Origin of the sequence: Actinoplanes regularis (assembly GCF_900188005.1) — a bacterium.
GTDB classification, from domain to species: Bacteria; Actinomycetota; Actinomycetes; order Mycobacteriales; family Micromonosporaceae; genus Actinoplanes; species Actinoplanes regularis.
In genome coordinates this window covers 43,406-62,525 of the sequence record NZ_FZNR01000013.1, presented here as the reverse complement: position 1 = coordinate 62,525, position 19,120 = coordinate 43,406, and the positions used below count along the sequence as shown (strand labels likewise).

The following is a 19,120-nucleotide window of genomic DNA, read 5'->3' as shown; positions in this document are numbered from 1 at the left end:
GCCGGCCGGCTTCTTGGTCGCGGTGGCTCCGGCGGCTGCCCGGGCTGGCCGGCTGCGGCAACCGGCTGCAAGGCGAGACCCGGATGCGTGCCACCTACATGTTCAGCGCCGGATCAGCCGATGCGACGGCGTAGGTCCCGGCCGCCGAGGACAGCCGCGAGCAGGTACGGCAACAGGATCGCCGCCGTCCACCACAGCAGGACCCCGGCGCGCGGGCTGCCGGGCAAGGGCAGATCCGGTGGGTGCACCCCGGCCAGGGGCAGCGCCCAGCCCGTCACCCACCAGCCCACCAGAGCCACCAGCACACCGGTCACCACCGCGGCCGTGACCAGCACCGGGTAGGTCCAGAACGTCGCCTGTCCGGCCGGGCCGCGTCGCAGACCCTGGGCCCGCAGGGCGACCAGGTCCTCGGTTCGCCGGCCCCGGTCCACGGTCACGGTCAGCACCAGCGCGCCGACCCCGAGCAGCGTCGCCAGGCCCGCGGCAAGCAGGTAGAAGCCGAGCGAAAGCGCCGGCCCCTGCCGGTCCAGCCGCGCCCGGATCGCCGCCGCCCCGGTGTCGTCGGCGAACGTCAGGCCCTCTGCGGTGAGCCGCTCGACCGCATCGGCGGGGGCCGCCGCGGAGAGCCAGACCTGTGCTCGTGGCACGCTTCCCGTCCCGGAGCCGAGCAGGCCGACATATCCCAGGTCGACCAGGAACGCGTCGCGTCCCAGCGACGGCACCGCAGGCAGGGCCACCACGCCCGCGACCGGAACCGGCTCGTCCGCCAGCCCGGTGATCGCCACGGGCGCTTCCCCGGCGTACGCGACGGGCAGCGGATCCGGCACTCCCGCCGGCCGCAACCGGACCGTCTCCGCGTATTCCGGCGCGAGGTCGACATCGAGGGTGATCCCCTCCGGGGCCTCGGAGAGTTTGCCCCGCTCGGACACCAGCCACTGATTCCCCAGCCCGCGGAGCACCAGGCGACCGGCGACCCGGTCCCGGCCGGTCGCGCTGATCTCCAGGCTGTTGATCCGGCAGCCGGCACGGCAGACGTCCGGCTGGGTCCGGTAGGTCGACCGCCCCTGCCGCAGTTCGCCGAGGTCGGCCACGGCCTCCCCGGCCACCGAGGAGACCGTGACGGTGAGCCGGAGCCGCCCGACGCTGCTGGTGACGTCGGCGGCGAGTGCCGGGCCGGCGACCTCGGTCGGTGTGACCCGCTCCGGCCGAAGCCGGTTCGCCACCGCGGTGACCGAGGGCGCACCCGCGGGCCAGATGGCCACCCGGGCCAGCCGCTCGGTGTCCACGGCCAGCCCCGGCACCGGATGCTCCCCGCCGCTGGAGATCTGGGCGGCCGCCATCGCCCACCTCCGCTCCGGATCGGCGGCACGCACCGCCGCGAGCAGCTGACGCCCGGAGACCGGCTCGACGGTGAGCACCCGCTCGGCGCCCGCGCTCAGCCGGGCCTGCGTGTCGCGCCCCCGCACGGCGGTGTCCACCGCGCAGCCCGCGTACCCGGCCACCGCCGCGGCCGCCACCAGCAGCGCGAACAGCCGGGCGGCCCCGGGCCGGCGGGTCAGTTGCAGCCCGGCCAGCGCTGGGCCGAGCCGGCCGCGGTGCAGCGCCCGGGCGGCGGCCCGGCCGAGCAGCGGGAGCAGCGCCCGCGACACCAGCAGCGCCAGGGTGAGCAGGACGAACGCGGGCGCGAACAGACCGATCCCGGTCAGCGAGCCGTGGGTGAGGAACAGTTGGCCGCCGGCGAGCAGGGCGAGCACCAGCAGCACGGCCTCGCCGAACGGGGCCCGCCCGGCGGGGGCGGTGGTCCGCCGGAGCAGCCCGGCGACCTGCCGGGTGAGCTGGCGGCGCTGTGCCGCGACCGCGGCGAGCAGCGCGATCAGGGCGGCGACCGGGGCGTACCGCAGCGATGACCAGTCCGCGGTCTGGCCCACGCCCGGGAACCGCACCGCCGTCACCGCGTTGGTCAGCAATTGCCCGGCGAGACAGCCGAGAAGCGCCCCGGCCAGCACCGCGATCAGGCTCTCGCCGGTCGCCAGCCACCAGCGCGACCACCAGCGGGCGCCGCGCAACGCGACGACGGCCAGCTCACTCTGCCGCCCCTGGGTGCCGTAGCCGACGGTCAGATGGATGCTGAAGCAGGCGAGCAGCACCAGCGGTACGGCCAGCACCGGCACCAGCAGGCGCGCGGCCGCCCGGCCCTCGTCGATCCGGTCCAGCAACCGTGGGATGTCGGTCTCGATCTGCAGGGTCTGGTCGAGGTCGGCGGCGGCCCGGTCCAGCTGGTTCAGCTCGGTGCGCAGGGCGTCGAGCCGGCCGATGTCGAGCGTGCCGGGCGCGGCGATCCCGTCGATCGCCATGCTGGTGGTGGTCCGGTCGGTGGCGGGCAGTGTCATCGCGGTGGTGAAGACCGGCTCGCCCGACCCGATCTCCGGGCCGCCGACGAAGTAGCCCTGCCGGCCCCAGTAGGTCTCCGCGGGCCGCACCGCCCGGTAGACACCGGCCACGATCAGGGTCTTCGGCCGGCCCGCGGCCGTGAAGCGGGGTGTTCCACCGGAGGTGTCCATGGTGGCGGCGGAGAGCGTGACGTCGTCGCCCGGGGCGAGGCCGTACCGTTTCGCGGTCTGTTCGCCGAGCAGCGCGTCGCCCTCGCCGAACAGGCAGCGACCCGCGACGATCCGGACGTGGGCGCAGACGTCCTGCCGGAAGACGAGGCGGGACGGGTACCGGTCGGTCTTCTCCAGACCGACCGTCGGCGTCTCCGCGGAGTAGTAGTACGTGAAGCCGGGCAGCGCGATCAGGGTGCCGCCGAGGTCGGCGAAGTCGTCACCCGGGCCCTCCCGGGTCTGGTTGTCCTGGGTCGCGCGAACGGTCAGGGTGAGTTCGCCGGTGGAGGCGGTGGCGATCTGACCGGCGGCCACCGCGCGGTCGGCGGCGACGAGATAGGCCGGGGCGGCCACCGCCGCGGCGACCGCCAGCAGCGCGAGCAGGGCGAGGGTGACCGCCTGGCCACGGCGGTGCCAGACCATCGCCAGCACGAGAGTCATCATCGGTGCAGCTCCCGGATCATGGAACGCAGCGCGAGCCACCCCACCAGGCCGAGCAGGGCCAGGCAGCCGAGCGCGGACGGCGCCAGGACCCCGAGGGGCAGGGGCGACGGCGTGGCCAACACCCGCCAGCCGTCGGTGAACGGCGGCACCGCGCTGCCGGTCAGCGCCACGCTCACCAGGGTCGCCACCATCCCCGTCAGCACCCCGGCGACGATCAGGGCGGCCGGCCCGGCGTAGCCCGCCGCGGTCGCGACCCGGGCCGGCAGACCCTGGCGTCGCAACGCTCGCAACTGCTCGCCGAGCGATCGTCGCTCCGCGGTGATCGCCGTGGCCACGGTCGCCGCCGCCAGCAGCACCGCGGCCACGCCGGCCAGCAGCGCGAACCGGACCACCGCGGCCGGGCCCTGCCCACCGAGCCGGTCCTGACGTCCGGTGGCTGTGGTGTCGGTGCCCACCGTCAGCCCAGCCGCGACCAGCGCGCCGGCGAGGCCGGGCCGGGCGCCGGGCGCCAGCCAGACCTGGAACTCGCCGCCCGGGTCGATCGTCGCGGCCAGCCGCCGGGTGACGTCCAGGTCGACCAGCACCCCGGACCGCCCGACCACCGGCAGCGCCCGGACCGTGCCGGTCACCTGCACCGGCACGGGTTCCCCGTACGTTTCCAGCAGCGCGTCCGTGTACCGCCACGCCTCCGGTTCCACGCCGGCCAGCACCACCGGCAGCGGGCCGCGCGTCCCGGCCACCCACAACTCGGCCCCGAGATGCGGCAGCCCGCTCCCGTTCCGGTCGGTGACCAGTCGCAACGCACCACCGGTCGTGGCCACGTCGAGCGCCGCCCCGGCCGTCCCCGGACGCCATCGGGTGATGTCGCCGAGCGTCGCCCGGTCCAGCACCGTCGGCTCCGGCCTGTCCTGGGTCAGCTCCCTGATGGACACCGCGGCGCCCTCCGGCGGTGGCCCGGTGCGCCCCTGCTCGTCCGGCGGCGAGGTCATCGTCCAGTTGACGATCCGGCAGCCGGGTGCGCCCGTGCAGCCGGCGACCGGTGCTGTCGCGGTCCCCTCCCCCGCCCCGAGCACACCGAATGAGACGGTGACCGGCGTCCCGGTCGCCTCGTGCCGCAGGGAGAGCGTGAGCGCGACCTCTTCCGGCCCGTCCCGCCGGAAGCGCACGGTGAGCCGGTCACCGGTGACAGCCGGGAGGTCCGGCAGGATCGCCGCGGCGGTGGCCGTGGGCAGCGTGGTGACCGGGCCGTACTCCGGACGCCAGGCGGCGACCGCAGCGAGCCGGGTGGTGTCCACCTCCAGGATTCGCTGCACACCGTCCCGGCTGAGCACCGCCGCCATCGCCTCCCGTCCGCTCGGGTCGGCCCGGCGCACCGCGTCGATCAGGGCCGTCCGGTTCGTCTCCGACACCGTGAGCACCCGGACCGCCCCGAGGTCGGCGGTGCTTCGCGCGGCGCGCGCCTGGCGCTCGGCCCACTGGCCGCCGGCCGCCGCCAGGAACAGCGCCACTCCGACCACGAGCAGCGCGAACACCCGCTCCACCCCGGCTGACCGGGACAGTTGCACGGCGCTCAGGCCGAGCCGCAACCGCCCGGCGCGCAGCGCCACCCGCCCGGTCCGGGCCGCGACCCGTCCCAGCAGCCGCGCCGCGAGCAGCCCGACCGCGAGCGCGGCCAGGGCCGGCGCGGCGGCGTCCACACCGACCACCGCGCCACCGGAGCCCGCCTGGACCAGAGCGGCCGCGGCGATCGCCAGCAGCAGCACGTCGGCGAGCGCCGGCCACCAGGGGCTGCCGCCACTGCCGGCCGGCCGCAGCAGCGTCGCCACCGGCTTGCCGAGCAGCACCGCCTCGACCACGGCCAGCACGGCCAGGCCGCCGAGCAGAACAGCACCGGCCGCGACCCCCGACCAGATCAGCGCCGCGGTGCGGTCGCCGCCCTCCGGTGCCGTGCCGGACAGGACCCGGGCCAGCAGGAACCCGGCCGGGGCGCCGAGCAGGACGCCGAGCGCCAGCGGCACCAGGTGCTGTCCCCAGGCCAGTCGCAGGGTGCCGGAACGGCTGACGCCACGCAGCTTGAGCAGGGCGGCGTCGGAGCGCCGGGCACCCGAGGTGTACCGCCCGGCCAGGCCGATCGCGAACCAGGTGAGGACGATCAACTGCACCGCGGAGGTGAGGACGCCACGCAGCACGGTCGAGCGGTCCCGGTCGATGGTCTCGAGCAGTCCGCGGGCACCGGTGGCGAGGCGGACCTGGTCCACACCGAGCCGCCCGTCGGCGGCGGTCAGTTCGGCGAAGAGATTCCGGTCGTTGCGGAGGACGTCGTCGGGGAGCACGGCGTCGTACGTGAGGTTCGCGCCCCACAGTGGCTGCGCTCGAAACGTCCCGACCGGGACGAAGACCCGGTCGAAGCCGGTCGTGCCGCGGTAGGTCTCATCGGTCCAGTACGTCCCGTCCGGGTCGAGCCGCCCGTACCGCGCGACCACCTTCACGGTGACCGTCCCGGAGACCAGCGAACTGCGCATCTGCAGGGACGCGCCCGGCCCGACCCCGAGCCGCCGGGCGGTCTCCTCGCTGATCGCCGCCTCGCCCGGAGCCGACGGGCACGGCCCGTCGAGCCGCACGTGCTCGCAGAAGCCCTCCCGGTACGCCACCCGGATCGGCCCCTGCTCGACGCTGAGCAGCACACTCAGCCCCGCGGCCGGCTCGCTCAACGGCACCGGCAGCGCACCTCGCACCCGCCCACCGAGCACGTCGAGCGCGGCCGCCGGCTCGCCCTGGGTGTTCACGTCGAGCACCGCCGAGACCACCCGCTCGGCGGCTCCGGCCGCGGCCAGGTCGGCCGCGGCGGCTCGACCCGCCGACGCCCACGCGAACCAGGGGCCGGCCACCGCGACGGCCGAAGCCAGCGTGGCCAGCACCAGAATCGTCAGCACCTGCGCGGCCCGCGCCCGCACAGCACCGATCACGAGCGCGAACATCCGAGCCTCCCCGTGTCTCCGGGCAGGTTACGCGTTCCGCGGCCGCTCCGGCGTCCGGAAGTTTCGCCCTGTGGACAACTCAGGCTCGCGCCCAGGAGGCGACCCCGTCAGCCAGGTGCAGTTCGCGGTCGGCGGCCGCGGCCGCCTCCGGGTCGTGGGTCGCCAGCACCACGGCCGCCCCGCGATCGGCCTCCGCTCGCAGCAGTTCCAGGACCTTCTGCCGGTTCGCCGCGTCCAGTTCGCTGGTGACCTCGTCGGCGAGGACCACCGCACCCCGCAGCGCCAGGCCCCGGGCGATCGCCGCCCGCTGCTGCTGCCCGCCGGAGAGTTCTTCGATCAGCTGATTCGCCTGCCCGGCGAGCCCCACCGCGGCGAGCGCGTCCGCGGTCCGCCGGCGGGCGTCAGCGGGCGAGCCCCCGGTCGCGATCACCGCGACCGACACGTTCTCCGCCGCGGTGAGGATCGCCGCCAGCCCGTTCTCCTGGGGGATCAGCACCACGCCCCGCCCGACCGCGGCGTCCCGGTCGCCCAGCGGTGCACCGGCCACGGTGACGGTGCCGGAGCGCGGCGGCAGCAGACCGGCCATCGCGCTGAGCAACGTCGTCTTGCCCGCTCCGGAAGTTCCGGTAACGGCCAGCACCTCGCCGGGGCGAGCGGTCACCGTCACTGCGCGCAGGACGGGGTCGCCGTTGCCGTACCCCAGATCCACCGACGTCAGGTTCATGTATTCGCTACCCCCGATCAAGCGGGGAGGTTACTACAGCCAGCCGCGTTTCTTGAGGTAGATGTAGAGTCCGGTCGCCATGACGACGATCAGCGTCGTGCTCAGCCCGAAACCCCACGGCTGGCCGAACCCGGGATAGGGCAGGTTCTGCCCGAAATAGCCGGTCAGGGCGGTCGGCACGGCGATGATCGCGGCCCAGGCGGCGAGCTTGCGGGTGATGTCGTTGAGGATGTTGCTCTGCTCGTTGAGGTCGGCGTCGAGCAGTTCGGTGATCCGGACGAGCGAGTGCTCGATCGACTCGAGGGCGCGTTCGGCATGGTCCTCGACATCCCGGTAGTACGGACGCAGCCGGTCGTCGGCCAGGTCGCTGTCCGGTCGGTTCACCTCGGCAACCACGTCCTGCATCGGCGCGACCGCCCGGCGCAGCTGGGCCAGCGAGCGGCGCAGCGCGAACCCGCGCATCCGGACCGCGCGGGGCGCGCCACCCTCGCCGAGCATCGAGTCCTCGACCCCGTCCATCGCCTCGTCGAGCTGCCGGGCGGCCGCGTACTGACTGTCCACGACCACGTCGAAGAGGCCGTACAGCAGGAAATTGACGCCGCCGACGGCGGCCAGTTCGGCGTCCGCGTCCCACCGCTCGACCAGCTTGCCGACGTCTCCCTCGTTCTTGTGGACGGTGATCAGAACCCGTTCGGTGACGAACGCGCTGATCTCCACCTTGTGCGCCCCCAGCGAGCCGCTGCCCCCGTCGTGGTCGAAGTAGACCGCGTAGACGTTGACGAAAAGATGATCGGGATAGCGGTCGAGTTTGGGCCGCTCGCGGGCGGCGAGCGCGTCCTCGATGGCGAGCGGGTGCAACCCGTACTCGGCGGTGACCGCGGCCAGATCTTCGGCGGAGGGTTCGAGCAGGTCGAGCCAGCCGACCGAGTCCGGGCGGTCGCGCAGGTGCCCGGCGAGGGCGTCGTACCCGAAGTCCTCCTCGACCACCCGGCCTTCGACGTAGAGACGGGAATGGACGGGACAGGAGATCTTTGCGGTCACCGTCTCACTATGCCCAGGCGGAAACGGGACAGAAACTCAATGCGGCCTACCATGAGCCGTGACTTGGCTCGATCACTTGCTGACCGCGTTCTACACCGCCAAATGGCAGGTGACCCCGGATCAGGCGATCTATTGGCGGGAGATCGTCGGCAACGCCTTCGGGCTCGGCTCGGCCCTGTTCGGCCTGCGCCGCAGCGCCTGGGCCTGGCCGGTCGGGATCGTCGGCAACCTGCTGCTCTTCACCGTGTTCGTCGGGCAGGCCATCGGCAACGATCAGGGCACCCCGCTCTACGGCCAAGCTGCCCGCCAAGTGTTCTTCCTGATCACCAGTGTGTACGGCTGGTGGCGCTGGCAGCGCAACCGGCGGACCGGCCACGGCGCCGCGGTGGTGCCGCACTGGGCCGGCCCCCGGCAGCGTCTCGTCTTCATCCCCGCGGCGCTGCTCGCCGTGGCCGCCTGCTTCTTCGCCTTCCGCGCGATCGGCGCCGGCTTCCCGGTTCCCTGGTGGTACCACCTGGCCGATTCGTGGATCTTCGTCGGCTCGATGCTGGCGACCTTCGCGATGGCCCGCGGCTGGGTGGAGTTCTGGCTCTGCTGGATCGCCGTGGACCTGGTCGGAGTGCCTGAGCTGCTGCACTTCGGCTACTACCCGTCCGCGGTGCTCTACGCCGTCTATGCCGTCTTCGTCGTCTGGGGCTTCGTCGTCTGGCTACGGATCTCCCGAACCGCGCGACCGCACGGCTCGGAAGATCCGGTACCGGTACCCGCCTGAGCTCAGACCGCCTCGAGCACCGGCTCCGGAACCGGGACGGCGGCGGTCGGTTGCTTGCGGAGCATCCACAGGCTGACCGGGACGCCCACCAGGACCAGGACCGCCGCGATCACCAGCGAGAACTGGTAGCCGACCAGGTAGCGGTGCAGTTCGGTGCCGGTCGCGGCGCCGGCCCGGTTGCTCAGGATGGCGCCGAGGACGGTCACCCCGAGCAGCCCGAACACCTCGCGGGACACGTTCAGCATGCCGGAGGCGACACCGGCGCGGTCTGTCGGCAGCGCGCTGATCACCACGTTGCTGAGCGGAATGAGCAGGCCGCCGCCGACGCCGTAGAGCGCGAACCAGGGCAGCAGGTCGAGGTAGTGGGTGCCCTCGCCGTACTGGGCGATGCCGCCGATCGCGACGCCCATCACCGCCAGACCGAAAGCGGTCACTCGAGCGACGCCGAAGCGGGTCTCGAAGCGGGGAGCGAGGATCGCGCCGACCGCGGTGATCAGCGCGAGCGGAACGAAGCCGGCGCCCGCCTCGGTCGGCGAGAAGCCGAGCACGTTCTGCAGGTAGATGGCCATGTAGAAGTAGATGCCGAAGACGCCGAACGCCCACAGTCCCATGGCCAGCAGGCCACCGGTGAACATCCGCAGGCGGAAGAAGGCCAGGTTCACCATCGAGTCGGCGGCCCGGCTCTGCCGAACTCCGAACGCGACCGCGGCCAGGGCGGCGATAGCGAACGAGCCCAGGATGAGGCCGGACGTCCAACCCTCGGCGTCACCCTCGATCAGGGCGTACGTCAAAGCGAAGAGTGCGATGGAGGACGTCACCAGGCCGATCGGGTCCAGACGCTGCCAGGCGCCGGCGGTCCGGGCCGTCGCGGCCCGCCGCGGCATGCTGATCAACGAGAGGGCCAGGGTGGCCACGCCGATCGGCAGGTTGATCAGGAAGATCCAGCCCCAGGAGGCGTGCTCGCTGAGCAGGCCGCCGGTGAGCGGTCCGACGGCGAGGGCGAGCGCGCCGACCGCGCCCCAGATCCCGATCGCGGCGCCGCGCTCCTTCGGATCCGGGAAGAACTCCTGGAGCAGCGCGAGGGCCGCGGGCGAGAGCAGAGCCGCGCCGATGCCCTGTACGGCACGGGCGCCGATCAGAAGTTCCTGACTGCCGGCCAGCCCGGCCGCGACCGAGGCCACGGTGAAGATCCCCAGGCCGGACAGGAAGACCATCCGGTGGCCCAGGACGTCGCCGAGGCGGCCGCCCGCCAGCAGCAGACCGGCGAAGACCAGGATGTACGCGCTGGTGATCCACTCCAGTCCGGAGATGCTGAGGTTCAGCTCCCGTTGGATGCTCGGCAACGCGACATTGACCACGTTGTTGTCGAGGTACGTCATGAAGGTGCCGAGCGCCACGGCAACCAGCGCCCACCACCGACGGTTCTTCTCCACGGTCTCCCCCTATACGGAGTACTTGTACGATGTACATGTACTCCGTACATGAGACCTGTACGTTGTATGGTTGTCAAGTGACCCCAGCCGAACGACTCAGCAAGGCGACCGTCGCCGAGCGCGCCCTGCGCCTCGCCGACGAGGAGGGCCTGGAAGCGATCACCATCCGCCGCCTGGCCAAGGAGCTGGGCGTGACGCCGATGGCGCTGTACTGGCATTTCAAGAACAAGGACGAGCTGCTGCTCGGGGTCATCGACCACGTGCTGAGCGGGGTGCGGGCGGACCGCAGCGCCGGCGATCCGTGGCAGAAACAGCTCCGCGCGATCGTGGAGACCGTGATCGGCGTCATGCGCGCCCACCCGTGCCTGCCCGACCTGCTCCACTCGGCCGACAAGACCCGGACGAACAGCTTCACCCGGGCCACCAACGACACCCTCGCCCTGCTCGCCGACGCCGGCTTCGGCGTCGAGGAGGCCTACTGGATCGCGACGTACCTGCTGCACGGCGCGATGGGCCTGGTCGCCACTCGACCTGACTGCCCCGCCAGCGTGCCCCCGGAAGACGCGGCCGAGTGGCGCCGGCAGCGACGCGTCCAGCTCGAGTGCCTGCCCGCCGACCAGTTCCCCATGATGATCGAGTTCGCGAAGACGTATCAGCGCGCTCCCGACGTCGAGCGCTACTTCGCCTTCGGCGTCGACCTGCTGATCTCCGCCGTCGAGGCGATGGCCGGCCGCCGCCCCTAACCGATGGGATCGGGTGGAGGATCTCGACGCGGGCTGGCATCGTTTCCTCTGGTACACCTAGGTCAGGAGGTCCGATGCGGCAGGCGCAGCGGCTGAAGAGTGTCCGGTACGACATCCGGGGCCCGGTGCTGCGCCGGGCACAGGAACTGGAGGCCGCCGGCCACCGGATCCTCAAACTGAACCTGGGCAATCCGGCCCCGTGGGGCCTCGCCACGCCCGACCCGATCGTCGCCGACGTGGTGCAGAACCTGAACGCGTCGCAGGGATACAGCGACGCCCGCGGCATCTACTCGGCCCGGGTCGCGGTCGCCCAGCACTACCAGACGCTCGGCGTGACCAGCGTCCAGCCGGACGACGTACTGCTCGGCAACGGGGTCTCCGAGCTGATCGTGATGGTACTGCAGGCTCTGCTGGACACCGGCGACGAGGTGCTGGTGCCGAGCCCGGATTATCCGCTCTGGACCGGTGCGGTGAACCTGTGCAGCGGCCGGGCGGTGCACTACCGCTGCGACGAGAGCGCGGACTGGGCGCCCGACCTGGAGCACATGGCCTCGCTGATCACCGAACGCACCCGCGCGCTCGTGGTGATCAACCCGAACAATCCGACCGGCGCGGTCTACTCCGAAGAGGTCCTGCTCGGCATGATCGAGCTGGCCCGCCGGCACGGCTTGCTGATCTTCGCCGACGAGATCTACGACAAGATCGTGTACGAGGGCGCGGTGCACCACACGCTGGCCGCGCTCGCCCCGGACGTCCCCGTCGTCAGCATGGGCGGGTTGTCGAAGACCTACCGTGCCGCCGGATTTCGCTCGGGGTGGCTCGCCACCAGCGGTTTCCCGGCCACCGGCTCGGATTATCTGGACGGTTTGCAGATGCTCGCCAACATGCGGCTCTGCCCGAACGTGCCGGCCCAGCACGCGATCCAGACCGCGCTCGGCGGTTACCAGAGCATCGAGGAGCTGATCCGCCCCGGCGGCCGGCTGCTGGAGCAGCGCGACCACGCGTGGCGTTCCCTCGTCGCGATTCCCGGGGTCGACTGTGTGAAGCCGGCCGGTGCGCTCTACCTGTTCGCCCGCCTGGACCCCGAGGTCCACAAGGTCCACGACGACGAACGACTGGTGATCGACCTGTTGGAACAGCAGCACCTGCTGATCTCGCACGGCACCGGGTTCAACATCGACACCCCGGACCACCTGCGCCTGGTCTTCCTGGCCCCGATCGACGTCCTCGACGACGCGGTGGGCCGGATCCGCACCTTCCTCGCCACCTATAGCCAGTAACCCCGCGACCTGCAGCCGGTAGCCCCACGACCTGTTGCCAGTAGCTCCGCAGACCCGCGCCGCCCGCATTGTCTGCACCGCTCACCTCACAGGCTCGCCCGTCGGCAGCTCAAGGCAGCAGCGCCTAAAGGCTGCGGCCCCGCGTCTCAAGGTCACGGCTCGGCGGCGCCTCGGGCGGCGGCTCGAGGGGCGGCTCAGCCGGCGGCTCAGGCAGCACCTCAGGCAGCGGCTCAGGTAACGGCTCGGGCAACACCTCAGGCAGCACCTCAGGCGACGGCTCAGGGCGGCACCTCAGACAGCACCTAAGGCAGCGGCTCCGGTAACGGCTCGGGCAGCGCCTCAGGCGGCGGCTCGGGCAGCACCTCAGGCAGCGGCTCGGGCCAGGCGGGCCTCAGCCGGTTTGCGGGAGGTCCGCCCCTGCCAGTCCGTTCTCCCAGATCCAGTAGGCGATCCCGACTCGGTTGCGCTGTCCGAGCTTCGTCTGGACCGCCGCGACATGCCCCTTCACGGTGCTCACCGAGATGAACAGGGCGCTGGCGATCTCCTGGTTGGACCGGGCCCGCGCGATCTGACGGGCCACCGCCAACTCCCGGTCGGTGAGCCGGTGCCTAACCGGCGCGGGCGCAGGCCGGGTGGCGGCCAGCTCGCGGAGCAGCCGCACGGTCACCGCCGGCGAGACCAACGACTCGCCCTTGTCCGCCGCCCGGACCGCCTCGGCCAGCAGTTTCCGGCCGGCGTCCTTGAGCAGGAAACCGACCGCGCCGGCCCGCAGCGCGCCGTGCACATACTCGTCCTGGTCGAAGGTGGTGACCACGACGACTCGCATCGGCTCGCGGACACCCGGACCGGCCAGCGCACGGGTCACCTCGATGCCGTCCATCCCGGGCATCCGGATGTCGACCAGGCAGACATCCGGCCGCAGCCGGCGGGCCATCGCCACCGCCTCCACCCCGTCCTCCGCTTCGCCGATCACGGTGATGTCCGGCTCGTCCTCCAGGATCACCCGTAACCCACTCCGGATCATCGCCTGGTCATCGGCGATCAGGACTCTGATCGTCATCGGTCACCTCCAGGAAGGCTCACGGCGACCAGCCATCCCGCGCCGTCGCGTGGACCGGCGTGAAACGTGCCGCCCAGGGTCTCGACCCGCTCGCGCATCCCGATCAGGCCATATCCGCCCCGCCGGGCCGGTCGCCGCCCCACCGGGCCGTCGTCGCTGATCTGCAAGTGCACGCCCGCGCTGTCCTGGCGGACGGTGACGGCGACCTCGCTCGCCTGCGGTGCATGCCGCGCGATGTTGGTCAACGACTCCCGCACGACCCGGTGCACCGTGCCCGCCACCTCCGGCGGCCACGGACTCGTTTCGTCCGGCAGGTCGAGGTGCACCGCCGGCCCGTGCCGCTCGAACCTCCGGACCAGCTCACGCACCTGCTCCGGTGCCGGTCGCGTGGCCAGCGCATCGTCGTCGTCGCGGAGCAGCCCGACGACCCGGCGGATCGCGTTCAGCGCCTCCGAGCCGGCGCTCTCGATCGCCGCCAACGAGTCGTCCAGCTCCTCGGGCCGCTTCCGCGCCAGGATCCGCGCGCCCTCGGCCTGCAGCACGAGCCCGGTCAGATGGTGAGCGGCCATGTCGTGCAGCTCACGGGCCAGCTCCAGGCGCTCGTCCCGGCGGACCCGCTCCTCGGTCTCCCGTCGGGTGTGATCGGCCAGCCGTAACGCCAGGCCGGTCGCGATCGCGCTGACGAAGCCGATCGCGTTCAGCGCGGCCACCAGGTTCACCTCACCGCCGGCCGGATGACTGGCCAGGAAGACCGCGAGAACCAGGACAAGCGCACCGGCCGCGACGGCGCCCGCTATCGGGTAGGCACTACGCCGCACCACCATTCCGACCAGCACCGCGAGGGCGAGAATGCCGGCCGGGCCCGGCTCCCGGGGCAGCCCGGCAAGGCGCGCGACCACCACCGCGAGCAACGCCAGCAGCAGACCGAGTGTGGCCGCCGCGACCGGTTTCCGATGTCGTGCCAGTGCCGTCGCGCCGAGAGACAGCCCGATCCCGGCGCCGAACAGCCAATACCAGCCGCCCCAGCTCGTCGCGATCGCGGCAGCGGTCAGCGCCACCGCGGTCAGGACCGCGGCGGCCAGACCGAACTCGATGAGTCGTTCCCGCACAGCCACAGCGGACACACTACGTCGGCGCGCAGGCGACCGTACCGGCCAAAAGTACTGCCCACCCCTTCCTGGGAAGGGTGTCCCGGACCGCCCGGATCAGCACGATGAACGCCATGTCCTCCGTACTCAAGGCCACCGGCCTGACCAAGCGATACGGCAAGCATCTAGCCCTGGCCGACTGCGACCTCGACGTGCCGGCGGGCCGGGTGACCGGCCTGGTCGGGCCGAACGGCGCCGGAAAGTCCACGCTGCTACAGCTCGCGTGCGGCCTGATCGAGCCCACCGCGGGCACCCTGGAGGTGCTCGGCGGACAGCCCGGCGCGACCGCCGCCCACCTGGCCCGGGTCGGCTTCGTCGCCCAGGACACCCCGGTCTACCCGTCTCTCACCGTCGACGAGCACCTACGCCTCGGCGCACGGCTGAACCCCGGCTGGGACGCCGGGCTCGCACGCCGCCGGGTGGACCGGAGCGGCCTGCGCCCGGGTCAGAAGGCCGGCCGGCTCTCCGGAGGCCAGCGCGCCCAGCTCGCCCTGACCCTGGCCGTCGCCAAGCGTCCCGAGCTGCTCATCTTCGACGAGCCCGCGGCGGCCCTCGACCCGCTCGCCCGGGACGCGTTCCTGCGCGACCTGACGGAGTCGGTGGCCGAGTTGGGCGCGTCGGCGGTGCTCTCGTCGCACCTGCTCGGCGACGTGGAACGGGTGTGTGATCACCTGATCGTCCTGGCCGGTGGCCGGGTCCGGGTGGCCGGCGACGTCGACGCCCTGGTCACCGGGGCAGACTCGCTGGAGATGTTGGTGCTCACCCACCTGAAGCGGGCGGAGGCGGCCCGATGATCTGGCTGAGCTGGCGACAGTTCCGGGCACAGGCGCTCACCGGGGCCGTCGCGCTGATCCTTCTCGCGAGCTTCCTGGTCGTGCTCGGCCACCAGATCCGGGACGGTGACCATTCGGGCGCGGAGCTCCGAGATCGGTTCCAGAGCCAGGTCTACCTGCTGGACGCGGTGCTGCTGTTGACGCCCGCGTTGATCGGGCTGTTCTGGGGAGCGCCGTTGGTCGCCCGGGAGCTGGAGACCGGCACACACCGGCTGGCCTGGAACCAGAGCGTCACCCGGCGGCGCTGGCTGAGCGTGAAACTGCTGCTGACCGGCCTGGCCGCGCTGGTCGCCGTGGCCCTGGTGAGCGCGCTGCTCACCTGGGCGGCCAGTCCGCTCGACCGGGTCGCCGACGAGCGGTTCACCACGATCTTCTTCGGCACCCGGAATCTGGCTCCGGTGGCCTACGGGATCTTCGCTCTCGTCTTGGGCGTCGTCACCGGCCTCCTGATCCGCCGGACGGTTCCGGCGATGGCGCTCACCGCGCTGGTCTTCGTGGTGACCCAGGCCCTGGTGCCGAACCTGCTCCGTCCGAACCTGGTTCCGCCGGTCCATGGGTCCGCTCCGATCACCGCTGAAGTGGTGCGCAACCTGTCCTTCCTCGGGAGTCAGCCGGTGATCTCCGGGTTGAAGATGCCCGGTGCCTGGGTGCTCGACACCAGCGAGTTGCGCACCGCCGACGGGGCCCGGGTCTCTCAGGAGGCCTACGACAATTGCGTGTCGGGGTCGTTCGACGCCGTGGCCGAATGCCTGGGAGCTCTGAAACTGCACGTGGACGTCGAGTATCAGCCGGCGGACCGCTATTGGACCTTCCAGTGGTTGGAGTCCGGCTTCTATCTGGGTCTGACCCTGCTGCTGGCGGCATTCGGCCTGTGGCGGATCCGCCGCTCGGGACAGTAGGGACGAGATCTCGTGGCGGCTACGAACCCGGCCGAACGGCACGCCGAGCGTCCCGGCGCCGGCCCCTGCGAGCCGACATCACGGGAGATCGCGTACGAAGCCCGGCCCGCGCACCTCTCACGCGGGCTGGACAGAACAGGCGGCAGGCCCCGCCGCCCAGAACAGGGGGCAGGCCCGGCTACCCGGAAGAGTCCGTCCGGGCCGCCGTGGCAGGCCCGGACGGACTTCGGTCACGCCGGCTCGAAGCCGGTCAGGTGCAGCGAGAACGCCCGGATCGACCCGAGGTCGGAGCCGGCCCGGTCGACGACGTGGAAGGTCCACGTGCCGTCGGCCGGGGAGACCCGCAACGACGCCAGCGGGTCGTCCGGTCGCCACGTGCCGGTGAACGGCGCGTTGCTCGATGTCGCGGAGGCGAACGACGCCGTGGCCGCGTCGTCGAACACCACCTGGCACAGGTTGTTGCCACCGCCGCCGGTTCGCGCGAACAGTGTCGCGGTCCGGCCGTCCGGCGCGGTCAGCGTCCCGATCAGGTCGCCGACGAAGGTGTGGTCAAGGCCGACCGTCGTCGAGGCCGTGTCGGTGGAGCAGGCCGTGCCGTCGATCGAGAAGGTCAGCCCGGAGACGTAGCCGACGCCGCTGACGGCCACGGTGGCCGAGGCGCCGGTCGGGTCGTTGTCCGGGACCGTCACCGGCGAACCGCTGTAGGCGAAGTCCCGCACGGTCGCCGACGGCTGCCCGGTCGGCACCACCAGCGTGGTGGTGGTCGGCGACAGGACACCGGCGAACGAGATCTTGACGGCGAGCGTGACCGGCCGCCCGAGCGGATAGCCGGCGGCCAGTTTCAGCGTGAAGTTCTTCGACTTCGACACGCCCGCGGCGATGTTCCCGTACGACGAGGCGTGCGGCGTCACCGTCGCCCGAGCGTCGTCCGAGTTCACCACCACGCTGACCCCGGTCGCCGTACCGTCGCCCTCGTTCACCGCCGGCAGCGCGACCGACGCGTTCTCCCCCGGCTCCAGGTACGCGTCACCGTCACCGGTGACCGGGGTGACCGCCGGGTTGCCGGCCCGTACCAGCGGCTGCGGCGTGGCACCGGTGTCGCGCAGCAGCCGGTCGGCCCGGACCACACCGGTCCCGGTGCGGTTGTCGTAGCCGCTCGGTGCCAGGTCGAGCGCGGTCCCGGTCAGCGCGGCCCGGATCTCGGCGTTGCTCATCCCCGGGTTGCCGGAGAGCGCCAGCGCCGCGATCGCGGCGGCGTGCGGTGCCGCCGCCGAGGTGCCGAAGAAGGGCGCGAAGCCCGGGACCGACGTCAGTACACCGTCAGCCGCGGTGATGTCCGGCTTGTTCCGTACGACTCCACCGGTCGAGCTGAAGTTCCCCGGCGTGACCGGGGTCCCGTCCGCACCGAAGAAGATCCGCCGCGGCCCGTCCGAGGTGAACCGTTCCGGCGTGGACTGTTTGGTGAACACGTTCGGGTACGGCCCCGCCGGGTTCGGCGGATCCCCGCTCTCGAGATCGAACGGCAGCGCCCCGCTCGCCGGCGCCGCCGCGACCGAGAACGCGCCCACCGCCGCGCTGTGCCCGCGCGTCACGCCGGGCGTGGAGAAGGCTTTCAGCGTCCCGTCGGTCGAGTCGGTGAACCGTCCCCGGAAGACGCTGAGCTGCAGATACCGGTCCGCTCCGGAGTACTTCACCACGGCCAGCTTCTGGTTGCTCCCGGAGCCGGTGGCGAGGATCTCGAACGGATCGTCGTCGCCGTCCTGGGTGTCCTGCGAGAAGTCGGAGACGTTGCCGGCGGCGTTGATCAGATAGAGGTCGTAGTCGTTCGCCGAGCCACCCAGCGCGTCCGCCCACCACAGTGTCGTCACCCGGCCGGCGCTCCCCGGCGAGAGCGGGTCGAAGATCTGCACGCCGGTTCCCGGGTCGAAGTCGTGCGCCGCCCCGGCGAACTTTCCGACCCCGCGCCCCGAGTCGACGAAGTCGCCCTCCCAGTTGCCCGAAGTCCCGTCGAGGGTGTTGCCCTCGTTCCCGGCCGAGCTGAAGTAGAACGCCCCGTCCGCGACCACGGCGTTGACCGCCTGCGCCGGCAGTCCGTCCTGGAACGGGCTCTCGTGGTAGTAGACGACGTCGTCCACGACGATGTCGCAGCCCGCCGTGAACCGGAGCGCCCGGATGTTCTCCGCGAAGCTCACCTCGCTGGTGAACGCGGTCGCGAACCCGAGCTTCGCGTTGGGCACCAGGTCGTGGAGGATCTCGAGCATCGCCGTACCCTCGTCACCGTCGCCCTCCTGCCCGGTGAGCACGTCGACGTCGGCCGGCAGGTCTCCGGTCGCCTGCGACGCCTCGAGAGAGTCCACACCGTCCGACAGGGCGCAGATCTTGACCCCGGTTCCGGTCACCTTGTAGCGCGTCCGGGCGGTGTCCGCCGCGTGCGTCCGGTCCCCTTCCGAGACCACCGCACCCTGGCTGGGCGCGGCCGCCGTGATCTTCGATGCGGCGGCTCGCACCGCGCCCTCGACCCGCGCCGCCTTGGCTTCCTTGGACTCGGTCGCCGGCTTGCTGCGGGGATCGGTCTCACGCCCGCTGATCAGCCCGTGCTTGGCGTTGACCGCGGTGACGTCCGACCATCCGGCGATCGTCGTCAGCGCGCTCAGCGGCGCCTCGACGAGCACCGTCCCGGTCGCGGCCGACGGGTAGCGGATGCCCGCACCGACCTTCCGGAGTCGCCCGATCAGATCGTCGCCGACCTTCGTGGCGTGTACCTCGACCTCGGTCGTCCCCGCCTTGGAGACCACCACCCCGGTCGCCAGCTCCGGCAACGCGCCCGACGCCACCTTGCCGCCGCGCTCACGCAACTCGACGGCGAGTTTGCTGTCCAGTTTCCGCTCGGCCCCCGTCAACGACTTCTTCATCTGCTGCAATGCCGCGATCTGCGCGTACGTCCTGGCCGTCGCGTCGTCCGGTCCCTTGGCACCGGCTGCCTGCGCTCCGGCTCCCACCACCAGAACACCGGCGGCGACACCGGTCAGCAATCGTCGTAGCCCACGTCCCCTGATTCTCAATGCAGCCCCCACTGACATCGATCAATTCGATGCCTGTGGATGTTATCGGCAGTGGGAGATCAACAGGACGTATGGACACGACCACTATCGGTCCCGTCGCCGC

12 protein-coding genes and 1 pseudogene are annotated in these 19,120 nt (G+C 72.1%); 5 read left to right on the top strand and 8 right to left on the bottom strand.

All coding sequences use genetic code 11. The features are described 5' to 3' along the window. Positions 1-113: 113 nt before the first annotated feature. From CHC09_RS28910 to CHC09_RS28895, 4 genes are all read right to left on the bottom strand, one after another. Positions 114-3,044 carry an FtsX-like permease family protein gene (locus CHC09_RS28910; RefSeq protein ID WP_089296384.1) on the bottom strand — a complete coding sequence of 977 codons (2,931 nt, stop codon included), beginning with the start codon at positions 3,042-3,044 and terminating at the stop codon, positions 114-116. Beyond that, positions 3,041-6,022, bottom strand: coding sequence for an ABC transporter permease family protein (locus tag CHC09_RS28905; protein WP_089296383.1), 2,982 nt, complete (start codon positions 6,020-6,022; stop codon positions 3,041-3,043). The genes CHC09_RS28910 and CHC09_RS28905 overlap by 4 nt, the downstream gene beginning before the upstream one ends. Positions 6,023-6,101: 79 nt before the next feature. Beyond that, positions 6,102-6,746 (bottom strand): ABC transporter ATP-binding protein, encoded by a 645-nt coding sequence (locus CHC09_RS28900; protein ID WP_089296382.1) that lies wholly within the window; start codon positions 6,744-6,746, stop codon positions 6,102-6,104. 33 nt (positions 6,747-6,779) lie between these two features. Further along, on the bottom strand, positions 6,780-7,787 hold the full coding sequence (locus tag CHC09_RS28895; RefSeq protein ID WP_239138549.1) for a magnesium transporter CorA family protein: 1,008 nt from the start codon (positions 7,785-7,787) through the stop codon (positions 6,780-6,782). A gap of 58 nt (positions 7,788-7,845) precedes the next feature. Here CHC09_RS28895 and CHC09_RS28890 point away from each other — a divergent pair, with 58 nt between their 5' ends. Beyond that, entirely contained in the window at positions 7,846-8,559 is a 714-nt protein-coding gene (locus CHC09_RS28890) for a nicotinamide mononucleotide transporter family protein (RefSeq protein WP_089296381.1), read from the top strand. A 2-nt stretch (positions 8,560-8,561) separates the two neighbouring features. On the opposite strand, the gene CHC09_RS28885 is transcribed toward CHC09_RS28890, so the two are convergent. Next, positions 8,562-9,992 (bottom strand): MFS transporter, encoded by a 1,431-nt coding sequence (locus CHC09_RS28885; protein WP_089296380.1) that lies wholly within the window; start codon positions 9,990-9,992, stop codon positions 8,562-8,564. Between the two features lie 77 nt (positions 9,993-10,069). On the opposite strand from CHC09_RS28885, the gene CHC09_RS28880 reads away from it, so the two are divergent. Further along, complete coding sequence (locus tag CHC09_RS28880; protein ID WP_239138548.1) at positions 10,070-10,735, top strand: TetR family transcriptional regulator; 666 nt, start codon at positions 10,070-10,072, stop codon at positions 10,733-10,735. A gap of 74 nt (positions 10,736-10,809) precedes the next feature. Continuing rightward, positions 10,810-12,015: a pyridoxal phosphate-dependent aminotransferase gene (locus CHC09_RS28875; RefSeq protein WP_089296378.1), complete on the top strand. Its 1,206-nt coding sequence runs from the start codon at positions 10,810-10,812 to the stop codon at positions 12,013-12,015. A gap of 391 nt (positions 12,016-12,406) precedes the next feature. Here CHC09_RS28875 and CHC09_RS28870 read toward each other — a convergent pair whose 3' ends face one another. Further along, entirely contained in the window at positions 12,407-13,075 is a 669-nt protein-coding gene (locus CHC09_RS28870; RefSeq protein ID WP_089296377.1) for a response regulator, read from the bottom strand. Next, positions 13,072-14,184, bottom strand: a complete 1,113-nt coding sequence (locus tag CHC09_RS28865) for a sensor histidine kinase (RefSeq protein ID WP_239138547.1) — start codon at positions 14,182-14,184, stop codon at positions 13,072-13,074. Before CHC09_RS28865 ends, CHC09_RS28870 begins: the two co-directional genes overlap by 4 nt. Before the next feature lie 113 nt (positions 14,185-14,297). Between CHC09_RS28865 and CHC09_RS28860 the strand changes: the two are divergent. Further along, positions 14,298-14,951: pseudogene (locus CHC09_RS28860) on the top strand (ABC transporter ATP-binding protein); the annotation flags it as partial. A gap of 62 nt (positions 14,952-15,013) precedes the next feature. Continuing rightward, positions 15,014-15,955: a transmembrane transport protein gene (locus CHC09_RS28855; RefSeq protein ID WP_089296375.1), complete on the top strand. Its 942-nt coding sequence runs from the start codon at positions 15,014-15,016 to the stop codon at positions 15,953-15,955. A gap of 230 nt (positions 15,956-16,185) precedes the next feature. Here CHC09_RS28855 and CHC09_RS28850 read toward each other — a convergent pair whose 3' ends face one another. After that, positions 16,186-18,987 carry a S8 family serine peptidase gene (locus tag CHC09_RS28850; protein WP_239138546.1) on the bottom strand — a complete coding sequence of 934 codons (2,802 nt, stop codon included), beginning with the start codon at positions 18,985-18,987 and terminating at the stop codon, positions 16,186-16,188. Positions 18,988-19,120 lie beyond the last annotated feature (133 nt).

Excerpts from the sequence above, each read along its gene's own strand:
- CHC09_RS28910 (WP_089296384.1), bottom strand. The coding sequence starts at position 3,044 with ATGATGACTCTCGTGCTGGCGATGGTCTGGCACCGCCGTGGCCAGGCG.
- CHC09_RS28905 (WP_089296383.1), bottom strand. The coding sequence starts at position 6,022 with ATGTTCGCGCTCGTGATCGGTGCTGTGCGGGCGCGGGCCGCGCAGGTG.
- CHC09_RS28900 (WP_089296382.1), bottom strand. The coding sequence starts at position 6,746 with ATGAACCTGACGTCGGTGGATCTGGGGTACGGCAACGGCGACCCCGTC.
- CHC09_RS28875 (WP_089296378.1), top strand. The coding sequence starts at position 10,810 with ATGCGGCAGGCGCAGCGGCTGAAGAGTGTCCGGTACGACATCCGGGGC.
- CHC09_RS28870 (WP_089296377.1), bottom strand. The coding sequence starts at position 13,075 with ATGACGATCAGAGTCCTGATCGCCGATGACCAGGCGATGATCCGGAGT.
- CHC09_RS28855 (WP_089296375.1), top strand. The coding sequence starts at position 15,014 with ATGATCTGGCTGAGCTGGCGACAGTTCCGGGCACAGGCGCTCACCGGG.